This window comes from Variovorax boronicumulans (assembly GCF_030812215.1).
Lineage (GTDB): Bacteria > Pseudomonadota > Gammaproteobacteria > Burkholderiales > Burkholderiaceae_C > Variovorax > Variovorax boronicumulans_C.
Window position 1 is genome coordinate 304097 of the sequence record NZ_JAUSSG010000005.1, and the last position, 16896, is coordinate 320992.

The window sequence follows — 16896 nt, forward strand, 5'->3', positions numbered from 1 at the left end:
CTCATCTTCTTCCCACCGCCATGTCCGACCTCAACGCCCAATTCGAAACCGCCCAGGCCAACTCCAAGCTCCTGGCCGAGCGCCCCGACAACCCGACGCTGTTGAAGATCTACGGCCTCTTCAAGCAGGCCACCGAAGGCGACAACACCGCCAAGAAGCCCAGTTTCAGCGACATCGTCGCGCGTGCCAAGTGGGACGCCTGGACCGCCCAGAAGGGTGCGAGCAGCGACGAGGCCAAGCAGAAGTACATCGACCTGATCGAGTCCCTGCGCGCAGGCTAGGCGCTCCCAATCCAGGCTTCGCGCACTTCGTGTCGCTGCGCCGCCCTTCCGGGGGCAGCACCTGCGGCCCGGCAAAACCGGTTCCGTGGTGTTTCACGAAGGGGAACCGACAATCCCGCGCGCACGCAACGCGGCGATCTGCTCGGCGCTCAGGCCGATTTCCTTCAGCACCGCATCCGTGTCCGCGCCCAGCGCCGGCGCGTTGTGCCGATGGCTGGCCGGCGTGAGCGACAGCTTGGGCACGAAGCCGGGCACCGCGAGCGCGCTGCCGTCGGGCATCCGCACCTGCTGCAGCATGCCGCGCGCGGCGTAGTGCGGGTCGGCCGCGATGTCGGCGATGGTGTAGATGCGGCCCGCCGGCACCTGCGCCGCATCGAGCGCGGCGAGCACTTCGTCCACGGTGCGCGCTGCGGCCCAGTCGCCGATGGCGGCATCGAGCATTTCCACCTGGGCCACGCGGCCCGCGTTGCCCACCAGCGCCGGGTCGGCGGCCAGGTCCGGACGGCCGATGCATGCCATCAGCCGGCGGAAGATGCTGTCGCCATTGCCCGCGACGATCGCGTAGCCGCCGTCGGCGCAGCGGTATGCATTGGTCGGCGCAATGCCGGGCAGCGCGCTGCCGGCCGCCTCTCGCACCGCACCGAATTCGCCGTACTCGGGCAGCAGGCTTTCCATGCAGTTGAAGACCGCCTCGTAGAGCGCCACGTCGATCACCTGCCCCCTGCCCTTCGGGTATTCGGCGCTCACCGTCGCGTGGCGATGCTGCATCGCCATCAGCACGCCGATCACGCCGTGCAGCGAGGCCAGCGTGTCGCCGATCGACACGCCCACGCGCACCGGCACGCGGCCCGGCTCGCCCGTGAGGTGGCGCAGCCCGCCCATTGCCTCGGCCACCACGCCGAAGCCGGGGCGGTCGCGGTAGGGGCCGGTCTGGCCGTAGCCGCTGATGCGCAGCATCACGAGGCCGGGATTGGCGGCCAGAAGCTCGTCGGGGCCGAGGCCCCAGCCTTCCATCGCGCCCGGGCGGAAGTTCTCGATCAGCACGTCGGCCTCGGCCGCGAGCTGCCGCACGATGGCCTGCGCCTCGGGCTCGCGCAGGTCGAGCGCCAGCGAGCGCTTGTTGCGCGACTGCACCTGCCACCAGACCGAAGTGCCGTCCTTCAGCAGCCGCCAGGTGCGCAGCGGATCGCCCGCGCCGGGAGGCTCGATCTTCACCACGTCGGCGCCGAAATCGGCCAGCGTGCGTGCGGCGAAAGGCCCGGCGATCAGTTGACCGAGCTCGACGACCTTGAGGCCGGCCAGCGGGCCCGCGGCGGCCGGCGTGGCCGAGAAAGAAGAGGTTTTCGTCATGGCGCCAGAGTGTGCCGCGTCGCGGCAAGCGCCCTCCGGGGCGGGAAAACACCTATGAATTCTTGACATCGCATCTCCAGCACTTTCTGCACCGCAGCAATCGCCCGCCCGCTGCCCCTCTCCCCCGAGGAGAACGGTGCTTGCTGCACCGCAATGCGCTGGTCAACCCGCTTGCACGAAGGTCAAAAAAGTATCAATTTCAAGCTGCATCTCTGGTTGTTGGCGTCCTGGGCGATTCGTACAGTCCGCCCCACGTTGTCGTGTGTCGATCGCAGGGCAAACAGAGAGACAAGAAAGAAAGAAAAGGAGACCCCGATGCAACCCGATCTGGAAATCGTCGAAGTCCGCAGCGATGAATCGTTCACCGCCTGGGCGCACGGCTATCCGTACCGCACGGTGCGCTGGCACTTCCATCCCGAGTACGAGATCCAGCTGATCGTGGAGACCAGGGGCGTCTACTTCGTGGGCGACCACGTCGGCCACTTCGAGCCCGGCAACCTCGTGCTGATGGGGCCCGACCTGCCGCACAACTGGATCAGCGACGTGCCCGCGGGCCAGAGCGTCGAGCGGCGCGGCATCGTGATCCAGTTTCCGGCCGAACTCATGACCAACATGAGCGCCGCCTTCCCCGAGTTCCAGCGCATCCAGCCGCTCCTGGCCGAATCGGGCTCGGGGCTGCTGTTCTCCGCCGAGACGGCCGTCGCGGCCAAGCCGATCATGGAATCGCTGCTGGAGGCGCGGGGCCTGCGCCGCGTGATCCTGCTGCTCTCGCTGCTCGAACTGCTGGTCGACAGCCACGACCGCCAGCGACTCGCGAGCCCCGCGTTCAAGCCCGACCCCAAGGCCTTCATGTCGCACGCCATCAACAACGTGCTCGCGCACATCTCGGCCAACCTCGGCGACGAATTGCGCGAGCCCATGCTGGCCGAACTGGTGGGCCAGAGCCCGAGCGCGTTCTCGCGCTCCTTCCGCAAGCACACGGGCCAGTCGTTCGTGCGCTATGTGAACCGGCTGCGCATCAGCCGTGCCTGCGAGCTGCTCACCAACAGCGAGAAGCCGGTGCTCGACGTCTGCATGGACGTGGGCTTCAACAACGTGTCGAACTTCAACCGGCAGTTCCTCCTGCACAAGCGCATGCCGCCGACCAAGTTCCGCAACTTCCATCGCATGCAGGCCGCGGCCTCGCGTGCCGCCAGCGCGCCGTAGCCGGCGTTCGTTTTCCTGTTCCCGCGTCGTTACCGGCGCGGCGCTCCGGGCGCCGCGTGGGGCACGCCTTTGCCTGCGTTTTTTGTCAGTCAGCCCACAACCCCAAGGAGACCGCAACCATGAAGAACCTTCTCAAAGCCACCGCCCTCACCGCCGCCCTCGCCTGCGGCTCAACCGCCGCACAGGCGCAGGCGCCCAAGCAGCCGCTGCGCCTCGGCATGACCTTCCAGGAGCTGAACAACCCCTACTTCGTGACGATGAAGCAGGCGCTGGAAGAAGCCGCAGCCAGCATCGGCGCCACCGTGGTCACCACCGACGCGCGGCACGACGTGGCCAAGCAGATCGGCGACGTGGAAGACATGATCCAGAAGAAGGTCGACATCCTGCTGCTGAACCCGACCGACTCCACCGGCGTGCAGTCGGCGGTGCGCTCGGCCAAGAAGGCGGGCCTCGTCGTGGTGGCGGTCGATGCGAATGCGCAAGGCCCGGTCGACTCCTTCGTCGGCTCCAAGAACACCGATGCAGGGCGCCTGGCCTGCGAATACCTCGCCAAGAGCATCGGCGAAAAGGGCGACGTGGCGATCCTCGACGGCATCCCGGTCGTGCCGATCCTGGAGCGCGTGAAGGGCTGCCGCGAAGCGCTCGCCAAGTACCCCGGCATCAAGGTCGTGAGCACGCAGAACGGCAAGCAGGAGCGCGCCACCGCGCTCACCGTGACCGAGAACATCCTGCAGGCCAACAAGAACCTCAAGGGCATCTTCAGCGTGAACGACGGCGGCTCGATGGGCGCGCTCGCGGCCATCGATGCGAGCGGCAAGGACGTGAAGCTCACCAGCGTGGACGGCGCGCCCGAAGCCATCAAGGCGATGCAGAAGCCGGGCTCCAAGTTCATCGCCACCACCGCGCAGTACCCGCGCGACCAGATCCGCCTGGCCATCGGCATCGCGCTCGCCAAGAAGTGGGGCGCCAACGTGCCGGCTGCCGTGCCGGTGGACGTGAAGCTCATCGACGCCGAAGGCGCGAAGACCTTCACCTGGTAAGCGGCGCATCGGATCAGCCATGACCTGTGCAGAAGGCGAAGAAATGCTCCGGCTGGAAGGCGTGTCCAAGCGCTTTCCGGGCGTGAAGGCGCTCTCGGGCATCGACCTCTCGATCCGCAAGGGCGAGGTGCACGCGCTGCTCGGCGAGAACGGCGCGGGCAAGTCGACGCTGATGAAGATCCTCGGCGGCATCTACCAGGCCGACGAGGGCCGCATCTTCATCGAAGGCAGCGAGCGCCAGTTCGCGGGCTACAACGACGCGATTGCGGCGGGCATCGGCATCATCTTCCAGGAGTTCAGCCTCATCCCCTACCTGAACGCGGTGGAGAACATCTTTCTCGGCCGCTACCTGAAGAACCGCTTCGGGCTGATGGACAAGACGGCGATGAAGCGCTCGGCCGCGCAGCTCTTCGACGAGCTGGGCGTGCAGATCGACCTCGATGTGCCGATCTGCCGGCTCTCGGTCGCGCAGCAGCAGTTCGTGGAAATCGGCAAGGCGCTGTCGCTGAAGGCGCGCCTGCTGGTGCTCGACGAGCCGACCGCCACGCTCACGCCGAACGAGGCCGGGCACCTCTTCAAGATCATGCGGGAGCTGCGCGCCAAGGGCGTGGCGATGATCTTCATCTCGCACCACCTGGACGAGATCTTCGAGGTGTGCGACCGCATCAGCGTGCTGCGCGACGGCGCCAACGCGGGGCATGCGGACGTGGGCGCAACGGATGTGGATGCGCTGGTCCAGATGATGGTCGGCCGCAGGATCGAGCACAACTTTCCGCCCAAGCCCGTGCCTGCGCCGCGCGGGCGCAAGGTGCTCGAAGTGCCCGAGATCCAGCTCGCCAGGGGCGGGCCGGTCAACCGCTTCGACCTGCACGAAGGCGAGATCCTCGGCTTCGCGGGACTCGTGGGCTCGGGCCGCACCGAACTCGCGCTCGGGATGATGGGCGCCGACCGCGTGCACCGCAAGACGGTGCTGCGCAACGGCAAGCCCGTGCGCCTGAACGACCCGACCGAAGCGCTCGCGAACGGCATCGGCCTCCTGCCCGAGAGCCGCAAGGTGGAGGGGCTGATCACCGACTTCACGATCCGCTTCAACATCTCGATGAACAACCTGGGCAGGCACCGAAGCGCCGGGCTCGTGAGCCAGCGGTCGGAAAAGCAGTCGGCCGGCGAGCTCGCCAGGCGCGTCGGCGTGAAGGCGCCCAGCATCGAGACGCGCGTGGCCACGCTCTCGGGCGGCAACCAGCAGAAGGTGGTGATCGCGCGCTGGCTCGGGCATGCGAGCGAGGTGCTGATCTTCGACGAGCCCACGCGCGGCATCGACGTGGGCGCCAAGGCCGAGATCTACAGCCTGATGCGCGAACTCACGCGCCAGGGAAAAGCCATCGTGATGATCTCGAGCGAGCTGCCCGAGATCGTCGGCATGTGCGACCGCGTCGCCGTGTTCTCGGGCGGGTCCATCGTGGCCACGCTGGAGGGCGACTCCATCAACTCGGGCGACATCATGCGCCACGCAACCACAGGAGGTTCGCAATGAATGCCACCGCCAGCCATCCCGCGCCGCCGGTTCCTTCCGGCGGATTCTTCACCCAGCTGCGCCGTTCCACGGCCTTTCTCCCGCTGGTGGGGCTGGTCGCGATCTCGGTCTTCATGATCGTCGCGACCGACAACTTTCTCTCGTGGGGCAACCTGCAGAACATCGCGCTGCAGTCGTCGATCAACGCGATCATCGCGGTGGGCATGACGGCGGCGATCCTCACCGGCGGCATCGACCTGTCGGTGGGCGCGGTGGTGGCGCTGTCGGGCACGCTGGCCTCGGGAATGATGGTGCAGTTCGGGCTGCCGCCGATGCTTGCCGTGCCGCTCGGGCTTGCGGTGGGCGTGGTGATCGGCCTCTTCAACGGCTACTGCGTCGCGTACCTGCGCATGCCGCCGATCATCGTGACGCTGGCCACCATGGGCATCGCGCGCGGCATTGCGCTGATCTACACCGGGGGCTATCCGATCGACGGGCTGCCGGAGTCGTTTGCCTTCCTCGGCGGCGGCGTGCTCGCTGGCATCAAGGTGCCGATCCTCATCATGCTGGCGACGTACCTCGTGGCGTACGTGCTGCTGAACATGGCGCCGTTCGGGCGGTATGTGTATGCCATCGGCGGCAACGAGGAAGCGACGCGCCTGTCCGGCGTTCGCGTGTCTCGCTACAAGCTGCTCGTCTATGCGTTGAGCGGTCTTACGGCAGCCATTGCCGGCATCGTGCAGGCGGCGCGCGTCACCAGCGGGCAACCCGGTGTCGGCGTGGGCTTCGAGCTCGATGCCATCGCGGCGGTGGTGATGGGCGGCACGTCCATCGCAGGCGGCCGTGGCGCCATCGTCGGCACGCTGGTCGGAGCGCTCTTGCTCGGCGTGCTGAACAACGGTCTCAACATGATCGGCGTGTCGCCGTACCTGCAATTGATCATCAAGGGCGGCATCGTCCTCCTTGCGATCTTCATCAGCCGAGAAGCAAAGAGATGAGCTCGCCCCCAGGCTCCGCGCACTGCGTGTCGCTTCTCCTTCCCCCTACCGGGGGCAACACCTGCGGCCCGGCAAAGCCGGTTCCGCGGTGTTCCACGAACAACCCCAACCCCTCAGAGAAAAGAGAACCATGAGCTACCAGAAACTCCAGCCCGGCGCATCGGGCGCCATCGGCGAACTTGCCGCCATGCAGGCCGTCGTGTGCCACGGCCCGAAGGACTACCGGCTCGAAACCGTCGCGATGCCCACCATCGGCCGCAACGAACTGCTGATCTCCATCGCCGCCTGCGGCATCTGCGCCTCCGACTGCAAGTGCCACTCGGGCGCGAAGATGTTCTGGGGCGGCGACGGCCAGCCCTCGTGGGTCAAGGCGCCGGTCATCCCGGGCCATGAATTCTTCGGCTATGTCGAGGCGCTCGGCGAAGGCGCGGCCGAGCACTTCGGCGTGGAGAAAGGCGACCGCGTGATCGCCGAGCAGATCGTGCCCTGCGGCAAGTGCCGCTTCTGCACTTCCGGCAAGTACTGGATGTGCGAGGTGCACAACATCTTCGGCTTCCAGCGCATCGTGGCCGATGGCGGCATGGCCGACTACATGCGGCTGCCGCCCACGTCGCGCGTGCACAAGATTCCCGACGGCATCTCGCTGGAAGACGCGGCCATCATCGAGCCGCTCTCGTGCGCGATCCACACGGTGAACCGCGGCGACATCCAGCTCGATGACGTGGTGGTGATCGCCGGTGCCGGCCCGCTCGGCCTGATGATGGTGCAGGCCGCGGCACTGAAGACACCCAAGAAGCTGATCGTGATCGACCTCGTGCCCGAGCGCCTCGCGCTCGCGAAAGAGTTCGGCGCCGACGTGACGATCAACCCCAAGACCGAGAACGCCGACGCCATCGTCAAGGGTCTGACCGAAGGCTACGGCTGCGACGTGTACATCGAGACCACCGGCGCGCCCATCGGCGTGACGCAGGGCCTGGAGATGATCCGCAAGCTCGGCCGCTTCGTCGAGTTCAGCGTGTTCGGTTCGGAGACGAGCGCCGACTGGTCGATCATCGGCGACCGCAAGGAACTCGACGTGCGCGGCGCGCACCTGGGGCCGTACTGCTACCCGATTGCCATCGACCTGCTGGCGCGCGGGCTCGTCACCTCGAAAGGCATCGTGACGCACGACTTTCCGCTCACCGAATGGGAGCGCGCGTTTGCGCTGGCAAACTCGCTGGATTCCATCAAGGTGCTGCTCAAGCCGCAGCCCCGATCCTGAGAGACAGCAACCATGAAATACGTGATCGGCGTCGACATCGGCACGCAAAGCACCAAGTGCCTGCTGGTCGGCATCGACGGCAAGGTGCATGCGCAGGCGAGCGCGGCCTACCAGCCCGAAACGCCGAAGCCGCTGTGGGCGCAACAGGACTCTGCCGTGTGGTTCGACGCGGTGTGCGAGAGCGTACGGGCCTGCGTGGCGAAGAGCGGCATCGCCGCTTCGGACATCGCCGCGATGTGCGTGAGCAGCCTCTACGGCGGCGCGGGCATCCCGGTCGACGAGGCCATGCAGCCGCTGCACCCGTGCCTCATCTGGATGGACCGGCGCGCCACCGCCGAGGTCGATGCAGTGAACGCGACGGTCGATGTGGCGCGGCTGCAGGCCATCACCGGCAACGGCGTGGACAGCTACTACGGCTACACCAAGATGCTGTGGGTGCGCGAGCACCTGCCCGAGGTGTGGGCGAAGACGCGCTACTTCTTGCCGCCCAACAGCTACATCAACTGGCGGCTGACCGGCGAGCTCGCGGTCGACCACAGCTCGGCCGGCAACATCGGCGGCGTGTACGACGCGGCGCGGCGCGCGTGGTCGGATGAAGCGCTCGGCATGCTGGGCATTCCGGCGCGCATGATGCCGCCGCGCCTGGTCGAATCCAGCGACGTGGTCGGTGGGTTGCGCGCCGAATGGGCCACGAAGCTCGGCCTCGCCGAAGGCATGCCGCTGATGGCCGGCGGCGTCGACGCGGCGGTGGCCACCTTCTGCGCGGGCGTCACCGGCAGCGGCGACCATGTCGCGATGATCGGCACCAGCATGTGCTGGGGCTTCGTGAGCCCGACGGTCGATGCGCGCCACAAGCTCATCACGATGCCGCACGTCTACCGCGGCGCGGACCGCAGCTATGTGTTCGGTGGCGCGATCACCGCGGGCGCGGCCGTCACCTGGTTCCGCGAAGCCTTCTGCCAGGCCGAGGTCGCCGAGGCCGCGCGCACCGGCGAGGACGCGCACGCGTTGATCGAGCGCAAGGCCGTCGACGTGCCGCCCGGCGCGGAGGGCCTGGTCTTCCTGCCGTACCTCATGGGCGAGCGCAGCCCGATCTGGGATGCGCAGGCCAAAGGTGCGTTCATCGGCCTCTCGCTCGCGCACAGCCGCGCGCACCTCTATCGCGCAGTGCTCGAAGGCGTGAGCTTCGCGCTGCAGCACAACATCGAAGCGGGCCGACAAAGCGGGCAGCCGCTGGACGACCGCCTGATCGTGGTCGGCGGTGCGGCGCATTCGGACCTGTGGATGCAGATCGTGGCGGACATCACGGGCTACCCGGTGTTCACCATCGAGGAAGAGGTCGAGGCTGCACTTGGTGCGGCGATGCTCGCGGCGCTCGGCGCAGGGCTTGTCGATGCGACGACGGCCGAGCGCGGCTGGGTCACGCTGGTGGAACGCGCGCGGCCGGAGCCCGCGGCGCAAGCGGTCTATCGCGATCGCTTCGATATCTACAAATCTCTCTACCCCGCGTTGCGCGATGCGATGCACCGGCTGACATGACGATCTCCTTCGACTTCTCCGGCCGGCGCGCACTCGTGACCGGCGCAAGCAGCGGCATCGGCCGCGCGGTGGCGGTGCGGCTTGCGCAATCGGGCGCGTCGGTGACGGCCGTGGGCCGCAACGCGGCGGCGCTCGATGCGCTGCACGCAGAGGCCGGCTGCACGCCACTGGTCATCGACGTGGGCGACGCGGCGGCGTTGGAACGCGCGCTCGCAACGTTGCCGGCCTTCGACCTCGTGGTGAACTGCGCCGGCATCGCATTGCTCGAATCCGCGCTCGACCTGCAGGCCGAAAGCTTCGACGCCGTGATGGCAGTCAACGCACGCGCCGCGGCATTGGTCGCCTCGCGCTGCGGCAAGGCGATGATCGCGGCCGGCGTGCGCGGCAGCATCGTCAACGTGTCGAGCCAGGCCGCGCTGGTCGCGCTCGATGCGCACCTTTGCTATTGCGCTTCGAAGGCGGCGATGGACGCGATCACGCGCTCGCTGTGCCTCGAATTCGGGCCGCACGGCATCCGCGTGAACAGCGTGAATCCAACGGTCACGCTCACGCCGATGGCCGCAGAGGCCTGGGCCGATCCGGCGAAGAGCGCGGCGGTCCTGAGGAACATTCCGATGGGAAGGTTTGCAGAGGTCGAGGAGGTGGTGGCGCCGGTCCTCTTCCTGCTCTCGGGTGGCGCGTCGATGGTCAGCGGCGTGGCGCTGCCGGTCGACGGGGGCTACACGATCGTCTGAGCCGGTTCGGACGTTCAGGCGAAACGAGTGCCGCCGTTCGGCGCATCGAGCAGCTCATCGAGGTTGCGCGAGATCTTCTGTTCGATCTGCTCGCTGAAACTGCTGAACAGGAAACCCAGCGTGGCTTCGAGCTTGAAGGTGCTTGCCGTGACTTCGACCGTACCGTCGATGCCGGGCCGGCTGAACTGGGCGACGTCGCAGGTCTTGCCCTCGGTGTAGGTGCACTCCAGGCCGTAGTCCTCTTCGACCTGCTGCACCCATTGGCGCGCAACTTCGCGGGCGCCGGCGATGCCCAGCGTGTGGTTTCTCTCGATATGGATGTCAGGCACCGTGATCTCCGTTGTCGTTGTTGTCGCTGGAATGGGTCTGCAGGATGCCCGTGGCGGCCTGCAGGGCACTCCGGCGTTCTTCCGTGGTCGGCAGCGCGGCAATGCGCCGGACCTCAGTGTAGAAGCGCGGCCAGTCGCGGCCTTCGCGGTCGAACAGCGCCTCGAACGCCGGCACCAGGTCGTCGTACGCACCCTGGGCGCCGAAGGCCGCGTTGTTCGCGCGCGCCACCCAGCCGTCGTAGGCGTTCTGGCGAGGGCCCTGCCAGCCCTTCTTCAGCTCGGCATAGCGCGCGCGGAAGTCGGCCATCGCGGCCTTCTTCATCGCCTCGACGGCGGGCCAGTCCTTGGCCTTGGCCTCGGGTGACTCATACACCTGCGTGAGCGCGCGGCGCGTGTTGAGCGCGAGCGCGCGGAATTCCTGGCGCTGGCCGTCGAACTGCGCGTACTCGCGCCTCGCCGCCTCGCCGGCTTCGCGCTGCAACCACATGCCGCCGCCGATGCGCTCGACCGCCGTGGCGTAGGACTCGTTGAACACTGTGTCGCCCGGCACGTACAGCACCTGGTGCGCGAGCTCGTGGAACACGAGGCGCGCGAGTTCGCCCTCGGGGTAGCCGATGAAGGTGGAGAGCAGCGGATCGCCGCCGGCCCAGTTCATCCAGCCGAGCGTCGAATACGCGGGCACCGGGTACACGGCCACTTCGAGGTCGAGCGCGCGCTGCGCCTCGGCTTCGGCCTTGGCCGCGTCCTCGCTGTAGTAGCCGCGGTAGCCCACGCAGCCAGCCACCGGGAAGCACCAGCTCTTGAGCGTGAGCGAATACGGCGGCGCGGCCACCACGTTCCACACGGCGGCGGGTCGGTGCAGGTCGGCATACGACTTGTAGCTCGCGTTGTCGGGCAGGCCGAGTTCGGCCGAGGCGAAGCGGCGGATGCGCTGGGTGAGTTCGAGCTTGGCCTTCAGCGGCGCCGAGGTGGCCGGGTCCGCGAGCCATTCGGGCACAGGCTTGGCGGCCCGCATGATGCCGATGTGGCCGCTGGCGGATTGCCAGTAGTAGCCGAGGTCGGCGCAACCCGTGAGGAACAGGGCGCCGGCCAGCGTCAATGCGGACAGCCCCCTCACGCGCGTTCGACCTGCACCAGGCAATCGTAGAAGGTCGGGCCGCGGCCGATGTCCGTCAGCCGCTGGCTCGTGAGCTGGTTGACGTTGGTGCCGTCGCTACCGAACTTGCGCCACCAGATGCCCATGCCGTGCACCACGCCCTGGCGCGCGCGGCGCGAGACCTCGGCGCGGCAGCGGTGCTCGCCGCGCTGGTTGAACACGCGCACCATCGCGCCGTCTTCGATGCCGCGCGCGGCGGCGTCGGCCTCGTGGATTTCGAGCAGCGGCTCGACCTCGATGGCGCGCAGGCTCGTCACGTTGACGAAGGTGGAGTTGAGGAAATTGCGTGCGGGCGGCGAGATCATCGCGAGCGGAAACTCGGTCGAGCTGCCGGCCGGCTCCCAGTTGGGCACGTGGTCCGGAAGGCCGTCCATGCCCATGGCCTGAAGGCGCGCGCTGAAGAATTCGCAGCGGCCCGAAGGCGTGGGGAACCTGCCTTCGGCAAAAGGCGCCTCGGGCAGCTTCACGGTGGTGAAGCCCTGGGTCAGCATCTGTGCGTAGTCGATGGCGTTCTCGGCGAACGCGGTGCGGCACAGCGCTTCGTCGTCGTCCGAGAAACAGGGCTCGTCGAAGCCCATGCGGCGCGCCAGCTCGCGGAACACCCAGGCGTTGCTGCGGGCCTCGCCGCGCGGCGCGACCGCGGGGCGGTTCAGCAGCACGTCGGTGTGGCCGTAGCTGCAGTGGATGTCCCAGTGTTCCAGCTGCGTGGTGGCGGGCAGGAGGTAGTCGGCGTAGTCGGCGGTGTCGGTGCGGAACTGCTCCAGCACCACGGTGAAGAGGTCTTCGCGCGCGAAGCCCGCGACCACCTTGGCCGAATCGGGCGCCACCGCGACGGGGTTGCTGTTGTAGACCACGATGGCTTTCACCGGCTTGGCTTCGTCGAGCAGCGCGTCGCCGATGGTGCTCATGTTGATGGTGCGCGGGCGGCGGCCCGCGAGCAGATCGGGGCGCTGCAACGCGGCGCGGTCAACCGGGAAATGGCCCGAGCTGCTCAGCAGCAGCCCGCCCGCCCGGTCGCGCCATGCGCCCACCAGCGCCGGCAGGCAGGCGACCGCGCGGGCCGCGTTGCCGCCGCCGCGCACGCGCTGCATGCCGTAGTTCAGGCGAATGGCCGCGGGCTTCGTCGTGCCGTAGGCCTCGGCCAGCGCCACGATCTGCGCTTCGGGAATGCCGCAGACCTCGGCCGCGCGCGAAGGCGGCCATTGCAGCGCGCGCTCGCGCAGCTGTTCCCAGCCCAGCGTGTGGTTGGCGATGTAGTCGTGGTCGAGCCAGTCGTGCACGATCAGCTCGTGCATCAGCGCCAGGGCCAGTGCGGCGTCGGTGCCGGGCAGGAGCGCGATGTGCTCGTCGCACTTGTCGGCTGTTTCGGTCTTGCGCGGGTCGATGCACACCAGCCGTGCGCCGGCGCGCTTGGCGGCCTGGGCGTGGCGCCAGAAATGCAGGTTGCTGGCGATGGAATTGCTGCCCCAGATGAGGATGAGCTTGGCCTCGGCGAAGAACTCGATCCGCATGCCGACCTTGCCGCCCAGCGTGTGGACCATCGCCTCGCCGCCGGCCATCGAGCAGATCGTGCGGTCCAGCAGCGACGCGCCCAGCTTGTGGAAGAACCGCCGGTCCATCGATTCGCCCTGCACCAGGCCCATGGTGCCCGCATAAGAGTAGGGGAGAATTGTTTCCGGATCGGACCGCAATGACCGAAGATGCGCGGCGATGCCGTCCAGCGCGGTGTCCCACGAAACCGGCTCGAACTGGCCGCTGCCCTTGGGGCCGACGCGCTTCATGGGCTGCACCAGCCGCTCGGCATGGTCGTTGCGTTCGATGTAGCGGGACACCTTGGTGCACAGAACGCCGCCGGTGTGCGGGTGGGCGGCATTGCCCTGCAGCTTCACGGCCACGCCGTCGCGGACGGTGGTGACGAGCGCGCAGGTGTCGGGGCAATCGTGGGGGCAGGCGCCCAGCACGGTGGTAGTGAGAGCGGGGGAAGTCGTTGTTGCTTCCAGGGAGTCTGGTGCGTGGGGCATCGGACAAGTCTAATTTGAGTGCGAGAAAAACGCGCAGCGGGCGCAGAGGGAGTTTTTCACCATGGTGAATCGCAGGCATTTTTCTTTGGCCGTCGGCGCCGCCGCCACGCTGGGCGGCGTCCGCATCGCGCAGGCGCAGGCGGAAGCGCCCCTCGTGCTGGGCCAGTCCGCGCCATTCACCGGGCCGGCAGCGCAGCTGGGCATCCAGTTCCACCAGGGCGCCAAGGTGTTCCTGGACCAGTACAACGCCCAGCCCGGCCGCCGCAACGTGGTGATCAAGAACCTGGACGACGGCTACGAGCCCGACCGCTGCGCCGCCAACACCCAGAAGCTGATCGAGGAGGACGTGTTCGCCCTTTTCGGCTACATCGGCACGCCGACCAGCCTGGCCGCGCTGCCGCTGGCGGTGAAGGAGAAGGTGCCGTTCATCGCGCCGTTCACCGGCGCGATGTCGCTGCGGGAGCCCTTCCACAAGAACGTGTTCCACCTGCGCGCCTCGTACAACGACGAGACGGCGCTGATGGTCAAGCAGCTCACCCACCTGGGGCTGAAGAAGATCGCGGTCTTCTACCAGAACGATGCCTACGGCAAGGCCGGACTCGACGGGGTGACGCTGGCGCTGTCGCAGATGGACCTGAAACCGATCGCCATGGCCACGGTGGAGCGCAACTCGGCCGACGTGGCGCAGGCGGTGAAGGCCATCGTGGGCGCGCGGCCCGATGCGGTGGTGCAGGTGGGCGCGTACAAGGCCTGCGCGGCCTTCATCCGCGAGGCGCGCAAGGCGAGCTATGGCGGCACCTTCATCAACCTGTCGTTCGTCGGCACGCAGGCGCTGGCGGACGAACTCGGCAAGGAAGCCGCGGGCGTGATGGTGACGCAGGTGGTGCCCTCGCCCTACAACCCGGCCAATGCGATCACGCGCGAATTCGTCGAAGCGGTGCGCAAGGCGGGCGGCGGGGCCAGTGCGAACTTCTCAAGCATGGAGGGCTACCTGGCCGCGAAGGTACTGACCGAGGGGCTGCGCAAGGCTTCGGGCAAGGTCACGCGAGACAGCCTCGTCGGAGGGCTGGAGAGCATCGACCGGCAGCAGTTCGGCGGGTTCGAGGTGTCGTTCTCGGCGAAGAACCACGTGGGGTCGAAGTTCGTCGAGTTGTCGATGCTGACCGGCGACGGGCGGGTTCGGACCTAGTGTGCTGTCCCGCAAATAACTGCGCATGAAATCGCACCGTTCACACCAGGGCGGGTGCGCGGGCCGAAGGACATTCACATTCGCGGAGGGGCGTACCCGGCGGCCTGTGCCCAACCCCGAACGCCAACCTCACCTCAACCCACCCACATAGCGAGGCGGCGGCGTAGGTGGATTCCCATCGGGCTGCCGCGCCGCCAGCCGCGCAGCCCGCGCCAGCGGCTCCATCGCCTGCTCGAGCCGCGTCGCGAGCTGGTCGAGTTCCTCGTCCTTGGTTTCCGCCGCGTGCGCCCGCGTCATGCGCACGATCTCGGCGGCGTACTCGGCATTGGTGGCCATCCATTCGGTGTCGGTCACGCGCCCGTGCTTTCGCCGCAGTGCCACGTGAAGACGGGCTGCAAGCGCGATGCGTTCGCTTTCGGACATGGATGGCATGGTGTCTCCCTCGGGTGGTCAGGCTCCCAGGTGTTCACGGTGCTGAGCAAGATCGAGGCCCAGCTGTTCGCTTTCGGGATCGACGCGCAATCCGACCAGCACATGCACCAGGAACAGCACGATCGCCGTTCCCACCGCGCTGTAGATCGCCACGCTGCCGACGGCGATGGCCTGCGTCAGTACATTGCCGGCCGCGCCCGAGATGCGTGCGTCGGCGAACACGCCCGTGAGCAGCGCGCCCACGATGCCGCCAATGCCATGCACGCCGAACACGTCGAGCGAATCGTCCGCGCCCAGCATGTGCTTCAAGCCCGTGGCACCCCAGTAGCAGGCCAGGCCCGCGATGGCGCCGATGGCCAGCGCCGAGAGCGGCGTGACAAAGCCGGCAGCCGGTGTGATCGCCACCAGCCCGGCCACGAGGCCCGAGCAGAGCCCCAGCAGCGAAGGGCTGCGCCGCACGATCCACTCGCCGATCATCCAGCTCATCGCACCGGCCGCCGCCGCGATGTGGGTGACCAGCATCGCCAGGCCCGCGCGCCCGTCGGCCGCGACCGCCGAGCCCGCATTGAAGCCGAACCAGCCGACCCAGAGGAGGCCGGCGCCCATCATCGTCATCGCCAGGCTGTAGGGCTCGAAGGCCTCGCGCCCGTAGCCCTTGCGCGGGCCGAGCGCATAGGCGCACACCAGCCCCGCGATGCCCGCGTTGACGTGCACCACCGAGCCGCCCGCGAAATCGAGCGCGCCCATCTGCGCGAGCCAGCCGCCCGGCTCCCACACCCAGTGCGCGACGGGCGCATAGACCAGCACGCTCCACAGCAGCGCGAACCACAGCACCGCCGAGAAGCGCATCCGCTCGACGAACGCGCCCAGCACCAGCGCGGTGGTGATGATCGCGAAGGTGAGCTGGAACATCGCATAGACCGACTCGGGCACGTTGGGCGCGACGTGGCTCACCGCGATCTGCCCGGCCTCCTTGAGGTACTCGAAGCCCGAGAACCAGAAGCGCCCGGTGCCGCCGAGCCAGGGCCAGCCCGCAGTGAAGGCCAGCGAGTAGCCGAAGGTGAACCAGGTCAGCGACACCGCCGCGGCGATCGCCACGACGGCCGCCATGGTGGCCAGCACGTTCTTGCGCCGCACCATGCCGGCGTAGAAGAGCGCGATGCCGGGCAGCGTCATCAGCAGCACCAGCGCGGTCGACGTCATCATCCAGGCGGTGTCGGCCGCGTTGATGGAGGCTTGCGGAACCAGGGCCATGGCGGTGCGCTTCTTCGAGTTGTCAGGTGTGGCGCTACGTGCACGAGTCGTGCCACATCGTTAACTACCGGAAACACTTTGGTTTGCGAACCGGCCGTTCGCAGTAAGGCAAAGCGGGTAATTCCCAATGCACTGGTGCGGTGCAGCACATAAAGTCTGCGCACTCGCGAACGGGCCCTGCTCGTGCTGCCGAGGGTCCGAGGAGACAATTTCCCCCTTCAAAAAGAAAAATCCTTCAAGGCTCCGTACGAGATGCCACTTCGAACTTGAAAGGCGCCGCTGGTCGGCGCCTTTTTTATTGCCCGCGCGGCAGGCGTCGGGCAGATCCTTTTCTCCGGTTTGGCCTTAAGCAGCAAACCTTTATAGCTATCTTTTCAGTAGCACCTGGAAGAGGCTCTCTCGTCGCCGAAATGTCCCCTGCGAGGGGCGACCCGGTGCCTGCGGGATTTGCCGATTCGAGGCGGATTGATCCTGGATCGGCGCTGCTTGGGGCCCTTCCGAGCGCACCACCGACGACGTCGCCGGGCACCAACAAGAGCGCGTCGATATGGGGCACGGCCGCCGACGTGGCGTCCTGAAATGAGAAAAGCCCC

At 67.7% G+C, this 16896-nt stretch carries 15 protein-coding genes; 9 read left to right on the forward strand and 6 right to left on the reverse strand.

All coding sequences use genetic code 11. The annotated features are described in order from the left end of the window. Nucleotides 1-20: 20 nt before the first annotated feature. Entirely contained in the window at nucleotides 21-281 is a 261-nt protein-coding gene (locus J2W23_RS15950; RefSeq protein ID WP_176660703.1) for an acyl-CoA-binding protein, read from the forward strand. 93 nt (nucleotides 282-374) lie between these two features. Here the strand turns inward: J2W23_RS15950 and J2W23_RS15955 are convergent, their stop codons facing one another. After that, nucleotides 375-1631, reverse strand: coding sequence for a CaiB/BaiF CoA transferase family protein (locus J2W23_RS15955; RefSeq protein ID WP_307649409.1), 1257 nt, complete (start codon nucleotides 1629-1631; stop codon nucleotides 375-377). 315 nt (nucleotides 1632-1946) lie between these two features. Here J2W23_RS15955 and J2W23_RS15960 point away from each other — a divergent pair, with 315 nt between their 5' ends. From J2W23_RS15960 to J2W23_RS15990, 7 genes are all read left to right on the forward strand, one after another. Then, a complete protein-coding gene (locus J2W23_RS15960) occupies nucleotides 1947-2837 on the forward strand; it encodes an AraC family transcriptional regulator (RefSeq protein ID WP_307649410.1) in 891 nt (296 codons plus the stop codon). A 119-nt stretch (nucleotides 2838-2956) separates the two neighbouring features. Further along, nucleotides 2957-3877, forward strand: a complete 921-nt coding sequence (locus J2W23_RS15965; RefSeq protein ID WP_307649411.1) for an ABC transporter substrate-binding protein — start codon at nucleotides 2957-2959, stop codon at nucleotides 3875-3877. 19 nt (nucleotides 3878-3896) lie between these two features. Then, entirely contained in the window at nucleotides 3897-5411 is a 1515-nt protein-coding gene (locus tag J2W23_RS15970; protein ID WP_307649412.1) for a sugar ABC transporter ATP-binding protein, read from the forward strand. Continuing rightward, nucleotides 5408-6388, forward strand: a complete 981-nt coding sequence (locus tag J2W23_RS15975; RefSeq protein ID WP_176660698.1) for an ABC transporter permease — start codon at nucleotides 5408-5410, stop codon at nucleotides 6386-6388. Before J2W23_RS15970 ends, J2W23_RS15975 begins: the two co-directional genes overlap by 4 nt. 130 nt (nucleotides 6389-6518) lie before the next feature. Further along, nucleotides 6519-7649, forward strand: a complete 1131-nt coding sequence (locus tag J2W23_RS15980) for an alcohol dehydrogenase catalytic domain-containing protein (protein WP_307649413.1) — start codon at nucleotides 6519-6521, stop codon at nucleotides 7647-7649. A 12-nt stretch (nucleotides 7650-7661) separates the two neighbouring features. Next, nucleotides 7662-9188, forward strand: coding sequence for an FGGY-family carbohydrate kinase (locus J2W23_RS15985; protein ID WP_307649414.1), 1527 nt, complete (start codon nucleotides 7662-7664; stop codon nucleotides 9186-9188). Continuing rightward, entirely contained in the window at nucleotides 9185-9922 is a 738-nt protein-coding gene (locus J2W23_RS15990) for an SDR family oxidoreductase (RefSeq protein ID WP_307649415.1), read from the forward strand. The genes J2W23_RS15985 and J2W23_RS15990 overlap by 4 nt, the downstream gene beginning before the upstream one ends. 14 nt (nucleotides 9923-9936) lie before the next feature. Here the strand turns inward: J2W23_RS15990 and J2W23_RS15995 are convergent, their stop codons facing one another. The 3 genes from J2W23_RS15995 to J2W23_RS16005 are packed head-to-tail and all read right to left on the reverse strand — an operon-like array spanning nucleotide 9937 to nucleotide 13428. Then, nucleotides 9937-10251 (reverse strand): polyhydroxyalkanoic acid system family protein, encoded by a 315-nt coding sequence (locus J2W23_RS15995; RefSeq protein ID WP_307649416.1) that lies wholly within the window; start codon nucleotides 10249-10251, stop codon nucleotides 9937-9939. Next, complete coding sequence (locus J2W23_RS16000; protein WP_307649417.1) at nucleotides 10244-11368, reverse strand: aminopeptidase; 1125 nt, start codon at nucleotides 11366-11368, stop codon at nucleotides 10244-10246. The genes J2W23_RS15995 and J2W23_RS16000 overlap by 8 nt, the downstream gene beginning before the upstream one ends. Further along, nucleotides 11365-13428 (reverse strand): molybdopterin-containing oxidoreductase family protein, encoded by a 2064-nt coding sequence (locus tag J2W23_RS16005; RefSeq protein WP_307649418.1) that lies wholly within the window; start codon nucleotides 13426-13428, stop codon nucleotides 11365-11367. Before J2W23_RS16005 ends, J2W23_RS16000 begins: the two co-directional genes overlap by 4 nt. A gap of 61 nt (nucleotides 13429-13489) precedes the next feature. Here J2W23_RS16005 and J2W23_RS16010 point away from each other — a divergent pair, with 61 nt between their 5' ends. Beyond that, complete coding sequence (locus J2W23_RS16010; protein ID WP_176660691.1) at nucleotides 13490-14617, forward strand: ABC transporter substrate-binding protein; 1128 nt, start codon at nucleotides 13490-13492, stop codon at nucleotides 14615-14617. Between the two features lie 129 nt (nucleotides 14618-14746). On the opposite strand, the gene J2W23_RS16015 is transcribed toward J2W23_RS16010, so the two are convergent. Both J2W23_RS16015 and J2W23_RS16020 read right to left on the reverse strand, forming a co-directional pair. After that, on the reverse strand, nucleotides 14747-15049 hold the full coding sequence (locus J2W23_RS16015) for a hypothetical protein (protein ID WP_176660690.1): 303 nt from the start codon (nucleotides 15047-15049) through the stop codon (nucleotides 14747-14749). 18 nt (nucleotides 15050-15067) lie between these two features. Next, nucleotides 15068-16303, reverse strand: coding sequence for an ammonium transporter (locus tag J2W23_RS16020; RefSeq protein ID WP_307649419.1), 1236 nt, complete (start codon nucleotides 16301-16303; stop codon nucleotides 15068-15070). Nucleotides 16304-16896 lie beyond the last annotated feature (593 nt).

What these genes read in the sequence shown, in the direction of transcription:
- J2W23_RS15950 (WP_176660703.1), top strand. Translation starts at nt 21, where the DNA reads ATGTCCGACCTCAACGCCCAATTCGAAACCGCCCAGGCCAACTCCAAG.
- J2W23_RS15955 (WP_307649409.1), bottom strand. Translation starts at nt 1,631, where the DNA reads ATGACGAAAACCTCTTCTTTCTCGGCCACGCCGGCCGCCGCGGGCCCG.
- J2W23_RS15960 (WP_307649410.1), top strand. Translation starts at nt 1,947, where the DNA reads ATGCAACCCGATCTGGAAATCGTCGAAGTCCGCAGCGATGAATCGTTC.
- J2W23_RS15965 (WP_307649411.1), top strand. Translation starts at nt 2,957, where the DNA reads ATGAAGAACCTTCTCAAAGCCACCGCCCTCACCGCCGCCCTCGCCTGC.
- J2W23_RS15970 (WP_307649412.1), top strand. Translation starts at nt 3,897, where the DNA reads ATGACCTGTGCAGAAGGCGAAGAAATGCTCCGGCTGGAAGGCGTGTCC.
- J2W23_RS15975 (WP_176660698.1), top strand. Translation starts at nt 5,408, where the DNA reads ATGAATGCCACCGCCAGCCATCCCGCGCCGCCGGTTCCTTCCGGCGGA.
- J2W23_RS15980 (WP_307649413.1), top strand. Translation starts at nt 6,519, where the DNA reads ATGAGCTACCAGAAACTCCAGCCCGGCGCATCGGGCGCCATCGGCGAA.
- J2W23_RS15985 (WP_307649414.1), top strand. Translation starts at nt 7,662, where the DNA reads ATGAAATACGTGATCGGCGTCGACATCGGCACGCAAAGCACCAAGTGC.
- J2W23_RS15990 (WP_307649415.1), top strand. Translation starts at nt 9,185, where the DNA reads ATGACGATCTCCTTCGACTTCTCCGGCCGGCGCGCACTCGTGACCGGC.
- J2W23_RS16005 (WP_307649418.1), bottom strand. Translation starts at nt 13,428, where the DNA reads ATGCCCCACGCACCAGACTCCCTGGAAGCAACAACGACTTCCCCCGCT.
- J2W23_RS16010 (WP_176660691.1), top strand. Translation starts at nt 13,490, where the DNA reads ATGGTGAATCGCAGGCATTTTTCTTTGGCCGTCGGCGCCGCCGCCACG.
- J2W23_RS16015 (WP_176660690.1), bottom strand. Translation starts at nt 15,049, where the DNA reads ATGCCATCCATGTCCGAAAGCGAACGCATCGCGCTTGCAGCCCGTCTT.
- J2W23_RS16020 (WP_307649419.1), bottom strand. Translation starts at nt 16,303, where the DNA reads ATGGCCCTGGTTCCGCAAGCCTCCATCAACGCGGCCGACACCGCCTGG.